The 19,247-nt window shown below is 37.9% G+C and carries 23 protein-coding genes; 11 read left to right on the top strand and 12 right to left on the bottom strand.

The features are described from left to right. Window positions 1-24 precede the first annotated feature (24 nt). The 3 genes from cobB (at window position 25) to ABN217_RS15545 (ending at window position 2,824) form a co-directional block, all read left to right on the top strand. Window positions 25-882, top strand: coding sequence for a Sir2 family NAD+-dependent deacetylase (gene cobB / locus ABN217_RS15555; protein WP_196553248.1), 858 nt, complete (start codon window positions 25-27; stop codon window positions 880-882). Between the two features lie 52 nt (window positions 883-934). Next, window positions 935-2,179, top strand: a complete 1,245-nt coding sequence (pepT, locus tag ABN217_RS15550) for a peptidase T (protein WP_196553247.1) — start codon at window positions 935-937, stop codon at window positions 2,177-2,179. A gap of 336 nt (window positions 2,180-2,515) precedes the next feature. After that, window positions 2,516-2,824, top strand: a complete 309-nt coding sequence (locus ABN217_RS15545; RefSeq protein ID WP_196553246.1) for a hypothetical protein — start codon at window positions 2,516-2,518, stop codon at window positions 2,822-2,824. 97 nt (window positions 2,825-2,921) lie between these two features. Here the strand turns inward: ABN217_RS15545 and ABN217_RS15540 are convergent, their stop codons facing one another. The 8 genes from ABN217_RS15540 to rluE form a co-directional block, all read right to left on the bottom strand. After that, window positions 2,922-4,043, bottom strand: coding sequence for a ribosomal protein uL16 3-hydroxylase (locus ABN217_RS15540; RefSeq protein ID WP_072069880.1), 1,122 nt, complete (start codon window positions 4,041-4,043; stop codon window positions 2,922-2,924). Window positions 4,044-4,226: 183 nt separating this feature from the next. Beyond that, window positions 4,227-5,690: a two-component system sensor histidine kinase PhoQ gene (gene phoQ, locus ABN217_RS15535; protein ID WP_197269340.1), complete on the bottom strand. Its 1,464-nt coding sequence runs from the start codon at window positions 5,688-5,690 to the stop codon at window positions 4,227-4,229. 1 nt (window position 5,691) lies between these two features. Next, entirely contained in the window at window positions 5,692-6,366 is a 675-nt protein-coding gene (gene phoP / locus ABN217_RS15530) for a two-component system response regulator PhoP (RefSeq protein WP_072069878.1), read from the bottom strand. A 212-nt stretch (window positions 6,367-6,578) separates the two neighbouring features. Further along, complete coding sequence (gene purB, locus ABN217_RS15525; RefSeq protein WP_115349533.1) at window positions 6,579-7,949, bottom strand: adenylosuccinate lyase; 1,371 nt, start codon at window positions 7,947-7,949, stop codon at window positions 6,579-6,581. A 31-nt stretch (window positions 7,950-7,980) separates the two neighbouring features. Further along, entirely contained in the window at window positions 7,981-8,610 is a 630-nt protein-coding gene (hflD, locus tag ABN217_RS15520) for a high frequency lysogenization protein HflD (protein ID WP_349459592.1), read from the bottom strand. Window positions 8,611-8,612: 2 nt separating this feature from the next. Then, entirely contained in the window at window positions 8,613-9,716 is a 1,104-nt protein-coding gene (mnmA, locus tag ABN217_RS15515) for a tRNA 2-thiouridine(34) synthase MnmA (protein WP_109409358.1), read from the bottom strand. Window positions 9,717-9,824: 108 nt separating this feature from the next. Then, a complete protein-coding gene (locus ABN217_RS15510; protein WP_349459591.1) occupies window positions 9,825-10,274 on the bottom strand; it encodes an NUDIX hydrolase in 450 nt (149 codons plus the stop codon). Then, window positions 10,267-10,896 (bottom strand): 23S rRNA pseudouridine(2457) synthase RluE, encoded by a 630-nt coding sequence (gene rluE, locus ABN217_RS15505; RefSeq protein ID WP_349459590.1) that lies wholly within the window; start codon window positions 10,894-10,896, stop codon window positions 10,267-10,269. The genes ABN217_RS15510 and rluE overlap by 8 nt, the downstream gene beginning before the upstream one ends. 138 nt (window positions 10,897-11,034) lie before the next feature. On the opposite strand from rluE, the gene icd reads away from it, so the two are divergent. Together icd and ABN217_RS15495 are read left to right on the top strand one after the other, a co-directional pair. Beyond that, complete coding sequence (gene icd, locus ABN217_RS15500; protein WP_006537208.1) at window positions 11,035-12,288, top strand: NADP-dependent isocitrate dehydrogenase; 1,254 nt, start codon at window positions 11,035-11,037, stop codon at window positions 12,286-12,288. Window positions 12,289-12,388: 100 nt separating this feature from the next. Next, window positions 12,389-13,084, top strand: coding sequence for a hypothetical protein (locus tag ABN217_RS15495; protein ID WP_115349535.1), 696 nt, complete (start codon window positions 12,389-12,391; stop codon window positions 13,082-13,084). A gap of 102 nt (window positions 13,085-13,186) precedes the next feature. On the opposite strand, the gene ABN217_RS15490 is transcribed toward ABN217_RS15495, so the two are convergent. From ABN217_RS15490 to ABN217_RS15475, 4 genes are all read right to left on the bottom strand, one after another. Next, window positions 13,187-14,317 (bottom strand): site-specific integrase, encoded by a 1,131-nt coding sequence (locus ABN217_RS15490; RefSeq protein WP_349459589.1) that lies wholly within the window; start codon window positions 14,315-14,317, stop codon window positions 13,187-13,189. Then, complete coding sequence (locus tag ABN217_RS15485) at window positions 14,298-14,540, bottom strand: excisionase (RefSeq protein ID WP_036894694.1); 243 nt, start codon at window positions 14,538-14,540, stop codon at window positions 14,298-14,300. The genes ABN217_RS15490 and ABN217_RS15485 overlap by 20 nt, the downstream gene beginning before the upstream one ends. Window positions 14,541-14,601: 61 nt before the next feature. Further along, a complete protein-coding gene (locus tag ABN217_RS15480) occupies window positions 14,602-15,132 on the bottom strand; it encodes an HD family hydrolase (protein ID WP_161681277.1) in 531 nt (176 codons plus the stop codon). A gap of 384 nt (window positions 15,133-15,516) precedes the next feature. Continuing rightward, window positions 15,517-16,224, bottom strand: coding sequence for a LexA family transcriptional regulator (locus ABN217_RS15475; protein WP_349459587.1), 708 nt, complete (start codon window positions 16,222-16,224; stop codon window positions 15,517-15,519). An 86-nt stretch (window positions 16,225-16,310) separates the two neighbouring features. Here ABN217_RS15475 and ABN217_RS15470 point away from each other — a divergent pair, with 86 nt between their 5' ends. From ABN217_RS15470 to ABN217_RS15445, 6 genes are all read left to right on the top strand, one after another. Continuing rightward, window positions 16,311-16,544 carry a transcriptional regulator gene (locus ABN217_RS15470; protein ID WP_191901976.1) on the top strand — a complete coding sequence of 78 codons (234 nt, stop codon included), beginning with the start codon at window positions 16,311-16,313 and terminating at the stop codon, window positions 16,542-16,544. A gap of 51 nt (window positions 16,545-16,595) precedes the next feature. Then, window positions 16,596-17,054, top strand: coding sequence for a YmfL family putative regulatory protein (locus tag ABN217_RS15465; RefSeq protein WP_099659595.1), 459 nt, complete (start codon window positions 16,596-16,598; stop codon window positions 17,052-17,054). A gap of 88 nt (window positions 17,055-17,142) precedes the next feature. Continuing rightward, complete coding sequence (locus ABN217_RS15460; protein WP_191901978.1) at window positions 17,143-17,322, top strand: hypothetical protein; 180 nt, start codon at window positions 17,143-17,145, stop codon at window positions 17,320-17,322. Then, complete coding sequence (locus tag ABN217_RS15455) at window positions 17,312-17,491, top strand: DUF4222 domain-containing protein (protein WP_004251656.1); 180 nt, start codon at window positions 17,312-17,314, stop codon at window positions 17,489-17,491. The genes ABN217_RS15460 and ABN217_RS15455 overlap by 11 nt, the downstream gene beginning before the upstream one ends. A 12-nt stretch (window positions 17,492-17,503) precedes the next feature. After that, window positions 17,504-18,598 carry a phage replication protein O gene (locus tag ABN217_RS15450; RefSeq protein ID WP_349459586.1) on the top strand — a complete coding sequence of 365 codons (1,095 nt, stop codon included), beginning with the start codon at window positions 17,504-17,506 and terminating at the stop codon, window positions 18,596-18,598. Beyond that, window positions 18,595-19,233, top strand: a complete 639-nt coding sequence (locus ABN217_RS15445) for a phage N-6-adenine-methyltransferase (protein WP_191901980.1) — start codon at window positions 18,595-18,597, stop codon at window positions 19,231-19,233. Before ABN217_RS15450 ends, ABN217_RS15445 begins: the two co-directional genes overlap by 4 nt. Window positions 19,234-19,247: the final 14 nt, after the last annotated feature.

Here is a 19,247-nt window from a genome sequence, read left to right as displayed (position 1 = left end):
TAAATTTGAAAACCAAGGATTGTAATGATGAAACTTAAACTTCGTCATCGTCGGCTTAGGAAGTTTCGTAAGATCAAAAGTTTACGACGACAACATTCACGTTGTCGTTATTTTCATCTCACCCATAAAACGGAACATGAAATGAGTTTACCCAAAGTTGTCGTATTAACAGGGGCTGGCATTTCTGCTGAATCAGGAATTAAAACATTTCGTTCAGAAGATGGATTGTGGGAAGAACATCGCGTTGAAGATGTTGCTACACCTGAAGGCTATCAACGCAACCCACAATTGGTCCAGCAGTTTTATAATGAACGTCGTCGCCAATTACAACAACCTACAATTCAGCCAAATGAAGCGCATTATGCATTAGCAAAACTTGAGCAATGCTTAGGTAAAGATAACTTCCTTCTTGTAACGCAAAATATTGATAATTTACATGAGAAAGCGGGTAGTCAGCATATTTTACATATGCATGGTGAATTATTAAAAGTACGTTGCCCACAATCCCGCCAAGTTTTTGAATGGAAAGGTGATTTAGAAACAACAGATCACTGCCATTGTTGCCAATTTCCATCACCACTACGTCCACATATTGTCTGGTTTGGTGAAATGCCTATTGGCATGGATGATATTTATCGAGCTTTGGCTGAGGCTGATATTTTTATCTCTATTGGCACTTCTGGTAATGTCTATCCTGCTGCGGGTTTTGTACATGAAGCTAGGCTAGCTGGCGCTCATACTGTTGAGCTAAATCTTGAGCCAAGTTTAGTTGAAAGCCAGTTTGAAGAAAAACATTATGGGCCAGCAAGTCAGGTTGTTGATGAATATGTTCATAAATTGTTTGAATTAATTAATGATCCTAAAGCTGATTTGACGCAATAATTATTTTATAGAGTTCCCTATTATTGTTATTAGAGAGATCTTAGGGGGCAAAATGGATAAATTATTAGAACGTTTTTTTGAATATATTAATTTTGATACACAATCAAAACCATCTTCAAAAATGTCACCAAGCAGTGATGGTCAGCTAAAACTAGCTAAGGCATTGGCACAAGAATTAAAAAAACTGGGTTTTGCTGATGTAACACTCAGTGACAAAGGATGTGTAATGGCAAGTTTGCCATCCAATGTCTCTTGGCCAGTGCCTGTGATTGGTTTTATTTCGCATCTTGACACAGCGCCGGATTTTTCTGGTAAGCATGTAAAACCACAAGTGCTTGAAGATTATCGTGGCGGAGATATTGCATTGGGTATTGGTGATGAAGTGTTATCACCTGTTATGTTTCCAATCTTACATTCCATGATTGGTAAAACATTAATCACCACAGACGGTAAAACCTTATTAGGCGCTGATGATAAAGCGGGTATTGCTGAAATCATTACCGCTATGGTGCGTTTAAAAGAAACGAACCGACCTCATGGTGATATCCGTATTGCGTTCACACCTGACGAAGAAATTGGCCGTGGCGCGCATTATGTCGATTTAAATGCATTTGGTGCAAGCTGGGCTTATACCGTTGATGGTGGTGGTGTTGGCGAATTGGAATATGAAAACTTCAACGCTGCATCAGTGAATATCAAAATTGTTGGTAACAATGTTCACCCTGGGAGTGCAAAAGGGGTGATGGTAAATGCATTAGGATTAGCAACGCGCATTCATCAAGAATTACCGACTGATGAGACGCCTGAAAATACAGAGGGTTATGATGGTTTTTATCACCTTCAAAGTATTAAAGGAACGGTAGAAAGAGCGGAAATGCACTATATTATCCGTGATTTTAATCGTAACGTATTTGAAAAACGCAAACAGAATATGATTGCGATTGCAGAAAAAGTTGGTAAAGGTTTACACCCAGATTGCTATATTGAGCTGACTATTGATGATAGTTATTACAATATGCATGATAAAGTTGTTCAATTCCCACACATTATTGATATTGCAAAACAAGCGATGATTGATTGTGATATTGAGCCTAACATCAAGCCTATCCGTGGTGGCACAGATGGTGCTCAGCTTTCTTATCGTGGATTACCTTGCCCAAATATTTTTACGGGCGGGTATAATTTCCATGGTAAGCATGAATTTATCTCTTTAGAAGGAATGGAAGCTGCGGTGAGTGTGATCATGCGTATTGCTGAAATTACGGCTGAAAGAGAAAAGGCTAAAGTGATTAATTAATCGCTTGTATAGCTCAGAAAATAAAATAATAGCCGATATGTCGGCTATTATTTTTTTAGCTACCTTGTTAGTTTTGATTATTTATTTACATTCTTAATTTAATTCTATCTTAAGGGTAATTGATAAAATAAAATAGGAGAGGTTGTTTAAAATAAATCTGAAATAAATTGAATGGGTTTACTTAATCTAAAATAAAACTACTTTATAATAATGATAGTGCTAATCATGAGTTTTTTAAACTTAAAATATACGCTATTTTATCGTAATAGATTGATAAATTAGAATGTTCATATTTCATTTATAATTATTATAAAACGATACTATAAGGGTAGTAGAATGGATTCGATTTCAGAAAAATTAGTTGACCCCATAATTGAAAAACAAGTTAAATCAAATAAACAAAAAGAAAATTATATTAATAATGAAAGTGAATATTTAATCAGAAAGTCTGAAAAGCATTCATTTATTATTATTTTTAGTTATTTCGCTATCACTTTTATAATTTTATTTTCTTTATTTATTACAAATAGTAAGCACACTTTATTACTCTTTTTCTTACAAAGTGTTTTTTTTGTCTCAATTCCTTTTTTCTTTCATAATACAAGAGTGCTTTTAAAAGGATCTATAAATTATTTAATTCGCTGAGTTTTAAAATCAGAGATATTTTAAGATATTGAGTAATAAAAAAGCCCAGCCATTAACATGGCTGGGCTTTATAACTTATCACTATAATTAGTGATAATTAATCTTCAAAATACCAATAACCTTGATTCACTAACTGTGTTAATAAACGTACAAATTTTGGATCAGCTAATGCATCACCCAAGTGTTGTTTATTAATATAATCATATTGGCAAAGCGCATCTACCGCTTCTATATGATCAGTATCCATCAATTGACCATTTACAAAACAGTTATCGCCAACTCGTAACGCACGAATACCATTTAAACGATGGAGTTGCTCACCTTGTTGCAGTAAATCGTGAATTTCTGCATTTTCATATAAAGGTTCTGGAACTGCGAGATCAAGTTCATGGCGAGATTGAGAAATAAATTCACCAAACCAATGACGGAATACTTCTGGTTGAGCAAGTAAATCTTCCATCATGTCATGAAGTTTATTTAATTCTTGATGTTGCACTAATGCTGGGTTTTCACGCGGTGTTAGGTCTGGATCACTATAACGATAGCTGCCTAAATCATTTGCTAACACATAGTCAGCGAAACCACTGAAAAGTTCACGAGCATTAGGCGCTCTGAAACCTACAGAGTAGTTTAGCGACTCTTCAATCGCATAGCCTTCATGTGGGAATCCAGGTGGGATATAAAGAATATCACCCGGTTCTAATTCTTCATCAATAATTGCTTCAAAAGGGTCAACTTGAAGTAAATCAGGGTGAGGGCAGTGTTGTTTCATCGGGATTTTTTCACCCACACGCCAGCGACGACGACCTTGTCCTTGAATAATAAAGACATCATATTGATCGAGGTGCGGGCCTACACCACCACCGGGAACAGAATAAGAGATCATTAAATCATCAATGCGCCAATCAGGTAATACACGAAATGGCTTCATTAATGCCGCACTAGGAAAATGCCAGTGATCGACGGCTTGTACAAGTAAAGACCAATCTTTATCACCAAGTCCTTCGAAGTGCTCAAAAGGCCCATGTTTGACTCCCCATTGTCCGTCTTGACAGCTAACAAGACGGCTATCCACTTCATCTTCCATTGCAAGACCAGCAAGTTCGTCAGGAGATAAAGGATCAACAAAACGTGAGAAGCCGTTTTTAATTAATAAAGGGCGTTTTTGCCAATGGCTTTCGAGAAATGATTGCCAATCTAAATTAAGTTTATAGTCCATTGTGTATATCCTGAATTCGGGAAGCCTGAAGCCATAGTATAATGAATTCTAACTTCCTGCTAAACATTACTTTGAGCAATGTGAGTAATAGCGAGTAACACTGTAATAACTGAGCAGATATCATACATAATGCAATATACGGAGTGGGGAGTTTGATAAAAAAGCATTTTTTATCATGAATGGTTATTCACGCTCAGTGGTAAGTTGCTGTTCAGCAAAGATTACAGTGATACGAGCGCCACCTAAAGGGCTATCGGTAATAGTAATTTCGCCACTGTATTGTTCAATAATATCTACCGCGATAGATAATCCTAAACCTTGCCCCGGTCGTAGCGTGTCTGCTCTTGTTCCTCGCTGGAAAATAATCTCTCTTTTTTCAGAGCTAACACCAGGGCCATCATCATCAACAATCATTATTACGCTGTTTTCATTATTACTTACATTGATTTCAACAAACTCTAAGCAGTATTTACAAGCGTTATCCAGAATATTGCCCATCACTTCCATAAAATCATTTTTCTCACCTAACCACATGATTTCAGGTGAAACATTGAGTGTTAAATCAACGCCTTTTGACTGATAAACTTTACTTAATGCACTACAAAGATTATCTAACAACCCTGATAGTGAATGGAGTTTTCGCGTGGTAATGTCGTGATCACCATGAATAGATGCTCGATGCAAATAATAACCGACTTGTTGTGAAATTCGTTCTATTTGATCAAGCATGATAGGTTCAGCTTGCTCTATCGTCATTTGCTTACCTGATCGTAAAGAGCGTAATGTTGATTGTAATACGGCGAGTGGCGTTTTTAAGCTGTGGGTAAGATCAGATAAACTTGTGCGATATTTACTATAACGGCTTCGTTCATTACGCAATAACACATTTAAATTTCTAACTAAGCCTTTTAACTCGGTTGGTGGGTTTTCATCCAAATCATTACGTGTACCTTTTTCTAATGCACTGATTTGTTCTATCACTTGTTTTATAGGCCGTAAACTCCAGTGTGCAGCTAACCAAATTAAAGGCACAACTAAAAATAAATTAGCGAGAATAATATATAAAAACCAGTCCCAAACTTGACTGACTTTTTGCATGCGCTGAGGGATAGGATCAATAACCGCGATTGCCATATAAGGCATATTATCAGCCGCAGGATAATGATTAATTACCACGGAGTGAGTTAAAAATTCGTTACTTGAATATTCTTCGAGTCGTTTGAGATAAACACGGTATTGAGGCAACTGTTGTAGCATTAAACGAGTTGTTTTGACATCAACCGAAATTTCAAATAACCCTTCTTCATGGCGCCATTTATGCTTAATGCTATTAGGAATGGCTTTAGGTAAATCAGAAGGTGTCCATAAGACATTACCTTTATCATCAAAAACGACCACCAGCGATGTATTGTTATTATTCAAATTTGTTGGAAATTCAATATTCAGCTTGCCTTTATTCCACTGGGCTAAACTGTAATAAAGATTACTTTGACTACGCATCAGCATAAAAGTGGTTTTATCTACACTGACAATAGAACCGACTATAGCAACCAACCCATAAGAGAGTGTAAGAGCTAAAATAATAGCACTCGTTGCAAGTAAAAATCGTGTTCGTAATGAGAGTGGAGAGCGCTGTTTTTTTTGCATATTAAGGTTTCATATCAAAACGGTAGCCTTGTCCACGGACTGTCACGACAACATCATCAGGGTATTTTTCTAAGATTTTTTTACGTAATCGCCCCATTAGTACATCAATAGTGTGGCTTTCTTTTAATTCAGCATCTGGATACAACTGACGCATTAATGCATCTTTGCTAACAACTTTGTTTTGATTACGCATTAATGTTTCTAAAATGGTATATTCAAACGCTGTTAATTTGATTTGCTCGCCTGAAATCATGAACTCTTTACGTGACAAATCCAACTCAAAAGGCTCAATAGAGAGTATTTGTGATGCAATTCCCATGTTTCTTCGCATTAATGCCTGAATACGTGCAACAATTTCCTCAAAATGAAAAGGTTTTGTCACATAATCATCAGCGCCCGCATTTAATGCGGAGACTTTTTCTTGCCAACTTTCACGCGCAGTTAACACCATAATAGGTAACGTAATATTGTTTTCTCGCCATCTTCGAATAAGGCTAATGCCATCTTCATCAGGTAATCCTAAATCTACAATAGCAACATCGGGTGTACCTTCGGTTATAAAACTATCTGCTTCTTTGGCATCTTCTGCTGCGTCAACTTGATGGCCTGCATCACGAAACTGCACAGATAAGTGATGACGAAGTAAAATATTATCTTCAATAATTAAGATCCGCATTATTCCACCTTGAGTACAATCGGTAAAAATACACCGTTGTAAAATAAATATAGGACATGATAGTCAGTCTATTAGATAAAAATATAAGGTTATCATAGACAATCTATTGATTAAAAAATACTGTGGCCCGCAACGTGTTTAGGTTATAGATAGTTTTCTTCGTTTTTTGTTATAAAAAAAGGCAGAAATTATCTGCCTTTTCGTGTGATAAATTAGTTTAACTTATCAACAAACTGAGTTGCAAAACCAATATAACTTTCAGGTGTCATCGCTTTTAAGCGAGTTTTTTCATGCTCAGGCAATTCTAAACCGTCGATGAAAATAACCATATCTTGCTCAGTAATACGCTTACCACGAGTCAATTCTTTTAATTTTTCATAAGGTTTTTCAATGCCATAACGACGCATTACAGTTTGAATTGGCTCTGCTAACACTTCCCAGTTACAATCTAACTCTTCGCGAAGATGTTTTTCATTTACTTCAAGCTTATTAAGGCCTTTCATGGTTGATTGGTAAGCAATTAACGCATAACCAATACCCACACCTAAATTGCGCAGAACGGTTGAATCAGTTAAATCACGTTGCCAACGAGAAAGCGGTAATTTACTAGAAAGGTGCCCCATAACGGCATTAGCTAACCCTAAGTTTCCTTCCGAGTTTTCAAAATCAATAGGGTTTACTTTATGTGGCATGGTCGATGAACCAATTTCGCCCGCAATAGTTTTTTGTTTGAAGTGATTCAGTGCGACATAACCCCAAATATCACGATCGAAATCGATCAAAATGGTATTGAAACGACTAATACAATCAAAAAGTTCAGCAATATAATCATGCGGCTCAATTTGTGTTGTGTATGGGTTCCATGTAATACCTAATGAAGTCACAAATTCTTCACTAAATTGGTGCCAGTTTACTTCAGGATAAGCGGCCAAGTGGGCGTTATAGTTACCGACGGCACCATTAATTTTACCTAAAATCTCAACTTGCGTAAGTTGACGATATTGACGTTCCATGCGGTAAGCCACGTTAGCAAACTCTTTACCCATTGTAGACGGGGTAGCAGGTTGACCATGAGTGCGAGAAAGAAGAGGTAAGTCACGGTATTCTTGCGCCATTTTACTAATTGTATCAATAAGTTCACGCCATGCAGGTAGCAGGATTTCTTGGCGGGCTGTTTCTAGCATAATGGCATGAGACAGATTATTAATATCTTCAGAAGTGCAAGCAAAGTGAATAAATTCAGAAACCTGATGTAAAGCAGGGATAGTTGCCACTTTTTCTTTTAAAAAATATTCTACGGCTTTTACATCGTGGTTAGTAGTGCGTTCGATAGATTTGATGCGTGCTGCATCTTCTTCATTAAAATTAGCAACAATTGTATCAAGGTAATCGTTTGCGTTTTTTTCAAAGGCGGGAACTTCTTTAATGTCGGTGCAAGATGCCAGCTTTTGTAGCCAGCGAACTTCTACCTGTACACGGAATTTCAGAAGACCGAATTCACTAAAAATAGAACGTAACGACGAAGTTTTACTACCGTAACGACCGTCAATCGGTGAAATCGCTGTCAGCGAAGATAATTCCATTGTTGGCAACTCCCAGGTTGAATTTAAAGTATTAACATTGAGCGAGAAAATCATCAGCTTGTCGGATGATCGTCTTTTGATGCAATAAAAAATCAAAACGACGACCACCAACTTGACGCCAGAGCACGGCACTACGGATACCCGTTAATAATAACGCTCTAACTTTAGCTTGAATAATTGGGTTTTTTAACAGTTCAATAGAGCCATGAACTTGAATGCGAGAGCCTACAGGGCTAACCGCATCAACATAAACTCCAGCGAGTGCATTAAATACACCTTCGGACATAGGTTCAAAATAGCTTTTTTGACGCTCTAATTGAGAAATTTTTTGTGATAAACGTGAACTATAATCATCATTTCGTCCGATTAAGCGTTCTAAGTTGATTAAACCTTGTTGATAAGTCATCAATTCTAGCGTTAACTTTTCTCTTCTTACTGCCTGATGAATAGCTTTCAGTGTTTGAAAGCCTAATTTTAAATGACTGATTTGATTGCCATAAACATCAAGTGTTGATGTTGGATTGAGATTAAAAATACTGTTAACCATCACTTCAATATCATTCTCGTTCGCACTACCTTGGTAAGCAATTTGCTGAACAAGACGACTTGCCTGGCAGACGCCTGCCAGTGCAAGTGTAATATCACGAAAATCTTTAGCCACGTCTACTCCTGAATACGGGTTTCAATGATACCGCCACCTAAACAGACTTCGTCTTGATAAAAGACGGCTGATTGTCCCGGCGTTACAGCAGCAACGGGATAATCAAAGCGGACTTCAATTTTATCTTCACTTAATGGTGTTACTGTACACGCAATATCAGGTTGGCGATATCGTGTTTTAACAGTACAACGGAAAGCTTCAGTAATTGGCTCTCTCGATACCCAATGTAATTGTTGAGCAATTAAGCCGACAGACATTAATCTTGGATGTTCATGACCTTGCGCCACAACAAGAATATTATTTTCAACATCTTTATCAACGACATACCAAGGATCATCTCCACCGTCTTTTGTTCCACCAATACCTAAACCTTTACGTTGACCTAATGTGTGATACATCAATCCTTGGTGTTCACCAATAGTTTCACCGTCAACTGTGATGATAGGACCAGGTTTAGCTGGGAGGTAACGTGATAAGAAATCGGTAAATTTACGCTCACCAATAAAACAAATACCTGTTGAATCTTTTTTCTTTGCTGTTGCTAAATCAAGCTTTTCAGCGATTTTTCTAACTTCAGGTTTTTCCATTTCACCAACAGGGAAAAGGCTTTGTGCGATTTGCTCGTGACTTAACGTGTATAAGAAATAGCTCTGGTCTTTGTTATTATCGACGCCACGAAGTAATTGGCTTTTGCCATTGATATCACGACGGCGAACATAGTGACCTGTTGCGATATAATCAGCACCTAAATCTTCTGCCGCATATTCTAAAAATGCTTTAAATTTTATTTCTTTATTGCACAGAATATCGGGGTTTGGAGTGCGACCTGCTTTATATTCAGATAAAAAATGTTCAAAAACATTATCCCAATACTCAGCGGCAAAATTGATAGTATAAAGTTCAATGCCAAGTTTATCGCACACAGCTTGCGCATCGGCAAGATCCGTTGAAGCTGAACAATATTCTGTATCGTCGTCTTCTTCCCAGTTCTTCATAAACAGACCAACGACCTGATATCCCTGTTCCTTAAGAAGATAGGCTGAGACGGATGAATCTACGCCACCGGACATTCCTACGATGACTTTTTTTTGGCTGTTATCTGACATGACTGGATCTCACTGCGGAAAAATAAGCGCCATACTTTACCATATCACTGACACAGGTGCATCAAGTGTTGCTCTGTTTTTGATGCTTTGTTTTCCATTCTCTGTCATTTAGTTAAAGGGGGCGCCAAAGCTAGTTAAAATAGAAAGAGGGTAACATTCACCTTGTTGATAACATAGCATGCTTTCTCTTACTAAAGGCGAACGTAATTGCTGGCTTTGGATAATTTCATCTGCGCTAACCCAGTAACAACAATTGATATCGCTATCATTAGGGTGAGTTTCAAATTGTTCTTGTGCTTCAATTAGAAAGAGAAAACGTAAAAAAGGGGTTTTATCAGGGGCAATCCATTGATGTAATTTAAGAAAATATTGAACAGGAAGTGTTAATCCTGTTTCTTCCCATAACTCACGTTGAACGGCTTGGATAAGTGTTTCATTGGCTTCAAGGTGCCCTGCAGGTTGATTCCACGTTGCTTTTCCATTGACAGTTTCTTCAACAACGAGAAACTTATTTTGCGCATGAACAATACACGCGACAGTCACATGAGGTTTAAACAAAATCAATCTCCTTCCATTCACCGGGTAATAAATTATCCAATGCAATATTTCCCATACTAAAGCGGATCAAGCGTAATGTAGGATAACCAATATGAGCCGTCATTCGCCTTACTTGCCGGTTTTTACCTTCAAATAAGGTAATTTTTAGCCAAGTTGTGGGAATAGTTTGGCGTTCTCTAATAGGCGGATTTCTCTTCCATAGCCATTCGGGTTGCTCAACTATTTCGACTTGAGCTGGCAATGTTTTGCCATCTTTAAGCTCTAATCCATCTCGAAATTGTTGTAATGCTACTGTACAAGGAACACCTTCTACCTGAGCATAGTAGATTTTTCCTGTTTTTTTACCTGGTTGTGTTAATTTTGCTTGTAGCTTTCCATCATTTGTTAAGACTAAAAGTCCTTCACTGTCTCTATCTAAACGTCCAGCTGCGTAAATGTCACGAATAGGAATAAAATCTTTTAGTGTTTTTCTGCCACTTTCATCGGTAAATTGGACTAGCACATCAAAGGGTTTATTAAAGATAACCACTTTGCGCTCACCTCTAGGGCGTACTGCTTTCTTCTGGGCTGATGGAGTATGGTATTTTTTCGATTTAGCACTATTTTTAAATTGATTTGGCATAGTTAATTTTTGTAAAAAATGGGAGATTGATTATACCTTAAAAGAGAAGCGATTGGCGTTAGCTGAATAATCAAGTAGTATTGACAGGTCTCTTACAAAAAATTAACAAAGCGTGCGCTTACATGAAAGGAGAGGTAAATGGAAAGCAAAGTAGTTGTTCCGGCTAATGGCGCTAAAATTACACTAGATGCTAAAGGTAAGCTTGTTGTTCCAAATAATCCGGTTATCCCTTATATCGAAGGGGATGGTATCGGTATCGATGTCACGCCAGCAATGTTAAAAGTTGTTGATGCAGCAGTTGAGAAAGCTTACGGCAAAGAACGTAAGATTGAGTGGATGGAAGTCTACACCGGTGAGAAATCAACACAGGTATATGGTAAAGATGTTTGGTTACCAGAAGAAACCTTAGATCTTATCCGTGAATATCGTGTTTCTATTAAAGGTCCTCTTACTACCCCAGTTGGCGGTGGTATCCGTTCATTAAACGTTGCATTACGTCAACAACTCGACCTCTATATTTGCCTACGCCCAGTACGTTACTATAAAGGCACACCAAGCCCAGTTAAACAACCTGAACTAACTGATATGGTTATCTTCCGTGAAAACTCAGAAGATATCTATGCAGGTATTGAATGGAAAGCGGGCTCAGCAGAAGCTGATAAAGTAATTAAATTCCTGCAAAATGAAATGGGTGTTACCAAAATCCGCTTCCCACAAGATTGTGGTATTGGTATCAAGCCTTGTTCAGAAGAAGGGACTAAGCGCTTAGTTCGTGCGGCGATTGAATACGCGATTGATAATGACCGTGATTCAGTCACTCTGGTACACAAAGGTAATATTATGAAATTTACCGAAGGTGCCTTTAAAGACTGGGGTTATGAATTAGCACGCGAAGAGTTTGGTGGTGAATTATTAGATGGTGGTCCTTGGGTTAAAATTAAAAATCCAAAATCAGGTAAAGAGATCATCGTTAAAGACGTTATCGCCGACGCATTCTTGCAACAGATCCTGTTACGCCCAGCAGAATATGATGTCATTGCATGTATGAACCTAAATGGTGACTATATTTCTGATGCATTAGCTGCGCAAGTAGGTGGTATCGGTATTGCACCAGGTGCAAATATTGGTGACGAGTGTGCATTATTTGAAGCAACACACGGCACAGCACCTAAATATGCAGGTCAAGATAAAGTTAACCCAGGCTCAATTATCCTTTCCGCGGAAATGATGCTACGCCATATGGGTTGGACAGAAGCGGCTGACTTAATCATTAAAGGTATGGAAGGGGCGATTGCCGCTAAGACCGTAACTTATGATTTCGAACGTCAGTTAGAAGGTGCTAAACTGCTGAAATGTAGCGAGTTTGGTGACGCGATTATCAAACACATGTAATTGTTGATTTGATAAATAGTTAACGGGAGCTTATTAGTTCCCGTTTTTTATTGTCAATTTTGAAACGGTTATCAAAAAGTTATCAAAACGAATTATCAAAATGAATATAGACCTTTGCAAACCTTTAGAGTTGCCCAATAAATTTGTTAATCGGTTAAAGGCGATTGGAAACTCATGTATAGATGAACAATACTCAGAATCACTAATCGAGCAATGTAGTGTTTATTCTTTGGTTAGAGATATTGATCAATACTGTAGAAGCAATCGAATTATAGGAATACATTACACAAGAGCTATGCCTGAAAGTATTCGCTCACAAGGACTATTAGTTCGGGATGGAGAGACGATCAGGGATACATTTCTGAATGAACATGGACATCTCTTTACACAGAAAGAAATTTTGGAGATCAAGAATCGATGGAAGAGTTATTTTAATCATAATCAGAGCTCCATTAGAAATAATCGTATTTTTTTCAATTTTACAGAATCTGCACTTGGGGGCGAAGGAACAAAGCACCTACTTGGGTTATATGGTGGTGAGCAGGTCAGTATGTGCTTTGAATTAGATGACCCAATTGGACTTAAACTTGGAAAAATCGGAGTACCAATAGTTGTTCGGTGCTCCCTTAATCCTAATCAAGTAAAAACTTTTACTGAGTATCCTTGGGGAAAAATATTAGTTTCCTCTTTTCATAAGTTAATCAACCCAAACGCATGTGGAATTGACCAAGATGGATGTCAGATAATACCTGTAACATCAAAAGATATTATCGAGATCAGAATACTGAAAAATTAAGACTTACTATTATTTTAAATAATAAAGTCTGCTACTTGCTCAGATTAGATTATCAAGTTTGATTATGTTCTACTTATAAAAATATATTAACTAAAGTCCAAGTTAATACGATTTAATAACTAGCCAATCTTTTCCTCTGTCATCATGATATCTATCGGTTTGCTGTTGGTTTTTATGACCCAGCAAATCTTTAGTGTTTATACCTTGTGCTCTATATAACCTTTCAGATAAAGATCGTTGTTCATGAAATGTTGCAGGCGTTCCTTCTCCCCAATCAATATCTGTTTTATTTCTCGCCTTTTTAAAGTTAGTCGTTAGCGTATTTGCTGTAACTTGATCACCACGTTTAGATTGTGAAGTGGTATGAAAATAATGAATAAGATAAGGGCTAATAACGCGATCACGACAACGGGAAACAACATCACGTAATGACATATTTAATTGTTCAGAACGTAGTGATAATGGAATAGCTAATTTAGTACCCGTTTTCTCTTGAGTAATATGCAAATGATCATCCCAAATATCATTAAACTTCATTGCGGAAATATCACCTAATCGTTGGCCTGTAATAAGTGCAAGCAACATGGCATTCCCAACATAACGATGTTGTTTATCAGCAATCTCAAATATCTTTTTCCATTCATCAAAATTAAGGCGTTGGCGAGTTACTTTTCGTTTTGGCTGTTTAGTGGCAAGGGCAGGGTTGTAACCAGGAGGAACTTCACCGGCATGTTGTGCTTCTTTAAACACATCAATTAAAACAGAGCGAATAACTTGAGCCATTCTGTGTTGGCCATTAGATTTATACTCATCAAGAATTTCAGCAATATCTCTGGCATCAACAGCGGGTAATGGTTTCATGGATAAGGCTTGCCTCATTAAATCTACCGGCTTCCTTTTTTGTTTATAAGTATTCGGCTTTATATCACCTTCCTTTAAACGCTCTTCTTGAATAATCCAGTATTTATCCAACCAAGTATTAACCGTAATTTCTTTACCTTTTATTTTTGCCACCCGATCACCAATAGCCATAACTTGTCGGCTACGTTGTTCCGCTAACCTTGTGTTAGCTTCAATGGCTATTGCTTTCGCCTCGGCTTCATTGTCACCGAGGGCATGATATTTACCTGTTATAGGATGGCGGTAACGCCAATAAACCTTGTTAGCTTTACGACTAAATAAAGGGTAAAGATTAGGGATATTGACGTTATTTTTACGAGGTCTGGCAGCCATCTTTGAGGATCCTTTGTAAAATAGGGTTATCGTTATTATTGATAACCGGTGATGTCAAATTACCGACAAGGTCGGCATCTTCTCTCACGCGCCAAATGCCACCTTCTTTCCTTGCTGGTGGATAGAACAGGCCACCACGAGCATATCGTTGTAGCGTTCCTAACTTTGGTGGACGACTTTTATATCTTTCTTGCGCCCACTCCTCTAAAGTCAACATTTGCATATTTTTCTCTCCACACTGTCCGTACACAGTTTAAATAGATATTAGTTGATGCTGGTGGTTATTAGCCCTTTTTCTCTTTATAAAGTTCATTAAAACGGCGGAGGAATAAAGCTTTTGCTTGTGGTGGTGTTAGTGGGTTAACAACAAAATCACTTGCTGGAATACCTTCAAGCATTAACCAATTACTACCTACATCAATTTCTAAATCACGCTTTTCTGTGGCTAACATCATTAAGTCAGCAAAATGAACTGCATCAGATTTAGATTCAGGTAGCCCAAACTTTTTGCGGATCATCTTTTCTACACGTAATTCAATTAATTTATATTCAGGCAATAGCTTTTTAAGTGGTGATGGTAGGTCTTTGACATAAGCTTCACTGGCATCATGAAGTAGGGCCTCTAAAGCAAATTCAGGTGCAACTAAATAACTTGCATATACAGAATGCTGAGCAACAGAATAGAAATTATCAATCTGTCCATTAAAGCGACATTCATTAGCAAGGCCACTAGCAATATCTTGAATATCTATATCTTCGATCCGTACATCGAGATAATAGAAATGTTTATTTGTTGCTGTTGCAATATAAGACATTATTCTCTCCACACAATTTTTAGGTAATAAAAATCCCTCTCGAATTAATCGAGATTACATTTCCCTGGTGTTGCTAATAAAAAATAAAAATGGATTTACACTTCACACAATAAGAAAGGGCACTAGCTACAGTAGATACCTGATATGGACTGTCATGGATGAATGCCAGCACCCTTACTTATTGTTAGATTTGATAAAATGGCTGACTGAGCAGAACATTATCACCACACCCCCGTTAATGGTTTAAGACTCAGCCAGCCATTGTTCCTCTTCACACAGTTTATTTCGCTTTAGAAATAGAATGCAACTAAAAGTAGATATTGTCAACAACTAAAAGTAGAAAGTAAGGGCGTAAAAAAACCAACTTTTAGTTGGTTTTAATGTTTATGCGAATTGTTTAAATGACATTGGTAGGCTTCTTATAAGCTTTCCATGAAAATAAACTTCATGTATTTCATGATCATCAATAAAAAATGGAGGGTAAAAATCATTATCTGATATTACAGCTAACTTTCTACCTTTAACGCGTTGCAATCGTTTAATAAAGGTAGAATCTTCAAAGTTAAAGATATAAATACCATCACCATTGAACTGATTTATTTTGGTATCTATAAAAAGTAAGTCTTTAGGGTTCAGTGTGGGAGTCATGCTATCACCATCCACATTGATGATCATTACGCCATCTAGATTACTACGGCCAAATAACTCATAAATACGTTCTTGTGGTATTTCTATTGATCTAACTACTTCTGGGAATGGATTATTAATATAGCCATTTCCTGCTGACGCAAAAGCCTCGATTTGTCTAACTGTGGCTGTATTTTTATTAAATTCGTTTTGCGGATCAGCTTGTAGACCTACACCATAGTCAAGATATGCGGGGGTTGAAAAAACGGTTTTAGCAACTAATTCCATCTTATCATCTCTAGGTTTGGCTGTGCCTAATGTATATCGACGTGCCATTTCATAAGACACACCAACTTGTTCGGACAATTGCCGAATATCTACATTAACCTCTTTCATTCGCTGGGTTAGTCGTTTAGCGAAACTATCGTATTTGTTATTTTCTACCATAAGTAGAATTCTATCCACCAATCTCACCCTTGTCATTTCTATTTTAAGTTGTTTTATTTGTCTACTTTAAGTAGTATTGATGTATTACTTAAGGAGAGGCATCTATGCACCAAGAAAATTATACAGAAAAAGCAATTAGAACAGTCGGGGTGCCATCTGCTGTATCTCGAATGTTTGGCTTTAATTCCCCTCAGTCAGTTTTTAACTGGATTAAAAATAACAAAGTACCAGCAGAGCGAGTGATCCAACTATGTGAGTTAGGTGGTTGGGTTGTATCACCGCATCAACTACGACCTGATCTCTACCCAAATAAAACCGATGGTCTACCAAAACAATAACAAAACCGTTTAAAGCAGTTAACTACAAGAATTTATCAATGGTGGTAGGAAATGAGTAACCAATCAATAAAACAGGTAGTGAAAGAAATGTGTGAAGCGACAGCTGGTGGGCGAGAGGCAATGGCTGGAGCACTAGGTCTGTCTTTAACATCATTCAACAACAAGCTTTATGAGAAAAACGGTTGTCGTTCGTTTGATTTAAACGAGCTGTTAGCTATGCAAGATATTTCTAAGACCGTTTTATTTGCTGAATTTGTCGCTCGGGAATCAAATCGCTTACTTGTGGACCGGATCAGTCCTGCGGAACTGGATGAAACGGAATTGTTTGTACTGCGTAGTGGTGTTGACGAAATGCAGGGGCGTTTAGCTTTATTCATGAAAGATAGCTTGGCTGATGGCGTTATTGATAACGAAGAAGAGCAAAAGATAAAAATGATGTTGGATGGATTAATTTCGCAAATCCGCACCTTTATGAATGCGTTTGTTTCGTTACATCAAAAGAGAAATTAAAGATGGCTATATCCAGAAAGGGTGAAGCCAAAGGTGTACGGCCTCTGGCTTCGGTTTGCAAATTTCAATTGTGTGAAGAGAAATTAGCATGAGTAGATTATCAAACTTAGCATGCTGTACGCAAGTACGGGCTTCAATGCGTGATGGTCGTTTTGTCTATGAAATTAAAGTACCAGAAGGCTATGAAGAAACAAACTACCAATTTATGCGTTGGCTTGTAGATGATTTCAATTCAAAACATGGTTTAAGGGCGGGCAATGAACAATGAGAACCCAAACCAACTTGATCGCTACTACAAAAATCACAGAGGTATCGTTGTTCATGTTGTTCGTTATGACAGAGAAAAACAGCGAGTCATTTTTATGCTGGATGGTTGTGACGATCCACAATGTGAACCGGTACAGCGATTTAAAGAGAAGTACACTCGTATTAAGTAATGAGGTGGCAAGATGAGTTTATTATTACTAAAAAGTCGCCCTTTAGTCGTTATTCCTGAATTAGCGGTACGTCTTGGTTTAAATGAGGCGATGCTGTTACAGCAAATTCAATATTGGCTAACTGAAACTACTTCAGGTGTTGAATATGACGGCTCGCGCTGGATTTATAACACCGTCGAAGAGTGGAAGAATCAATTTCCTTTTTTCTCTGAATCAACGATTAAACGTGCTTTTACTAATTTAAAAAAGCAGGGCGTTTTACGCATCGAGCAAATCAATAAATCGAACCATGACCGTACTAATTATTATGCGATTAACTACGGTCATCATCTGCTGACCGATGAGGTCAATATGACCCAATCGAATAGCGATAACTCATCTCATCGAACAGTTCAAAATGACCTTATCGATAAGCGCAAATTGAAACCTTCAAACAGTTCAAAATGCGCTGTTCTGAACGGGTCAAAATGGCCTGTTCTTACAGAGAATACAACAGAGATTACTTCAGAGAGTACAACAGAAACAGATCATTCGTCGCAGAATTCTGGCGAATCCAGCGACCAGCCGAAAAATGATTTTTTAACTTGCTATCCAGAAGCCGTGATTTACAGCACTAATTTCCAGAAATGGGGTGATGAAGGTGATTTGAAAACGGCAAAATGGATGTTTGGTCGTGTTAAAAAACTGAATTCATTTGCACTAGAGCCTACTTGGTATGACTGGGCGAACGATATTCGTTTGATGCGCCAAATCGATGGACGTACCCATGAACAAATTTGTGCCTTGTTCGATTGGGCCAACAAAGATTCATTCTGGCACCAAAACATTTTAAGCCCTCGTAAATTACGTAAACACTTTGATGAGCTGATCGTTCGTAGCCAAAAGCCAAAGGATGAGCCGAAGGTTCAAGTTGATACCGTTGAACGTGACAGCGCCTTCTCTCGCTTGATTGGTTCTCGTTCTAAACCTCAAAACCGTATTGAAGAGATCGCACTTGAATTAGCAGGTAAGACAGGCATTCGTCGTATGAGTGAGTTTTCTGGTCGTCAAGCATGGAACAGCATTTGGAAACAAGCGACTGAAATGTCACAGGAGGTTCAGCAATGATTGATTACGCACTGAAATTACAGGCATTAAAAAGCCAATCTGCTCACAAATTAAAAGAAATTGGTGATCAATGGCGAACACCTGAAAATCTGTATTGGGGTATCAATTCACTCTATGGGCCGTTCACGCTAGATCTATTTACTGATGCGCAAAACAGCAAATGCCCTCATTTCTACACCGTTGAGGATAATGCGCTTACCCAAGATTGGTCAGAAAAACTCAAAGAAATTGGCGGTGCAGCTTTCGCTAATCCACCCTATTCACGTAGTTCATATCATGAAAAACAAGCTGTTACTGGTGTTCGCCACATTATGAATCATGCGTTAGCGATGCGTGAAAAAGGTGGTCGATATGTCTTCCTGTTGAAAGTGGCGACAAGCGAAACATGGTGGTGTGAAGAAGCGGATCATATTTGTTTTATTCGCGGTCGTGTTGGTTTTGATGTTCCTGAATGGTTTGTTCCTGCAGATGAAACCCAAGTGCCAACGGGTGCGTTTTTTGCGGGTGCTATCGTGGTGTTTGATAAAACGTGGAATGGTAAAGCTATTGATTACATTCAACGTAGTGAGTTGGAGCAAATCGGTAAAACATTTGTTGAACAGGCTAAATGGCTTGTATCGAGAGGTGTTGCATGAAAATCACAGAGCAA

Origin of the sequence: Proteus sp. fly-1067 (genome assembly GCF_040139345.1) — a bacterium.
Taxonomy (GTDB): domain Bacteria; phylum Pseudomonadota; class Gammaproteobacteria; order Enterobacterales; family Enterobacteriaceae; genus Proteus; species Proteus vulgaris_B.
The sequence above is the reverse complement of the archived record's forward strand: the minus strand, read 5'-3'. Positions and strand labels throughout refer to the sequence as shown.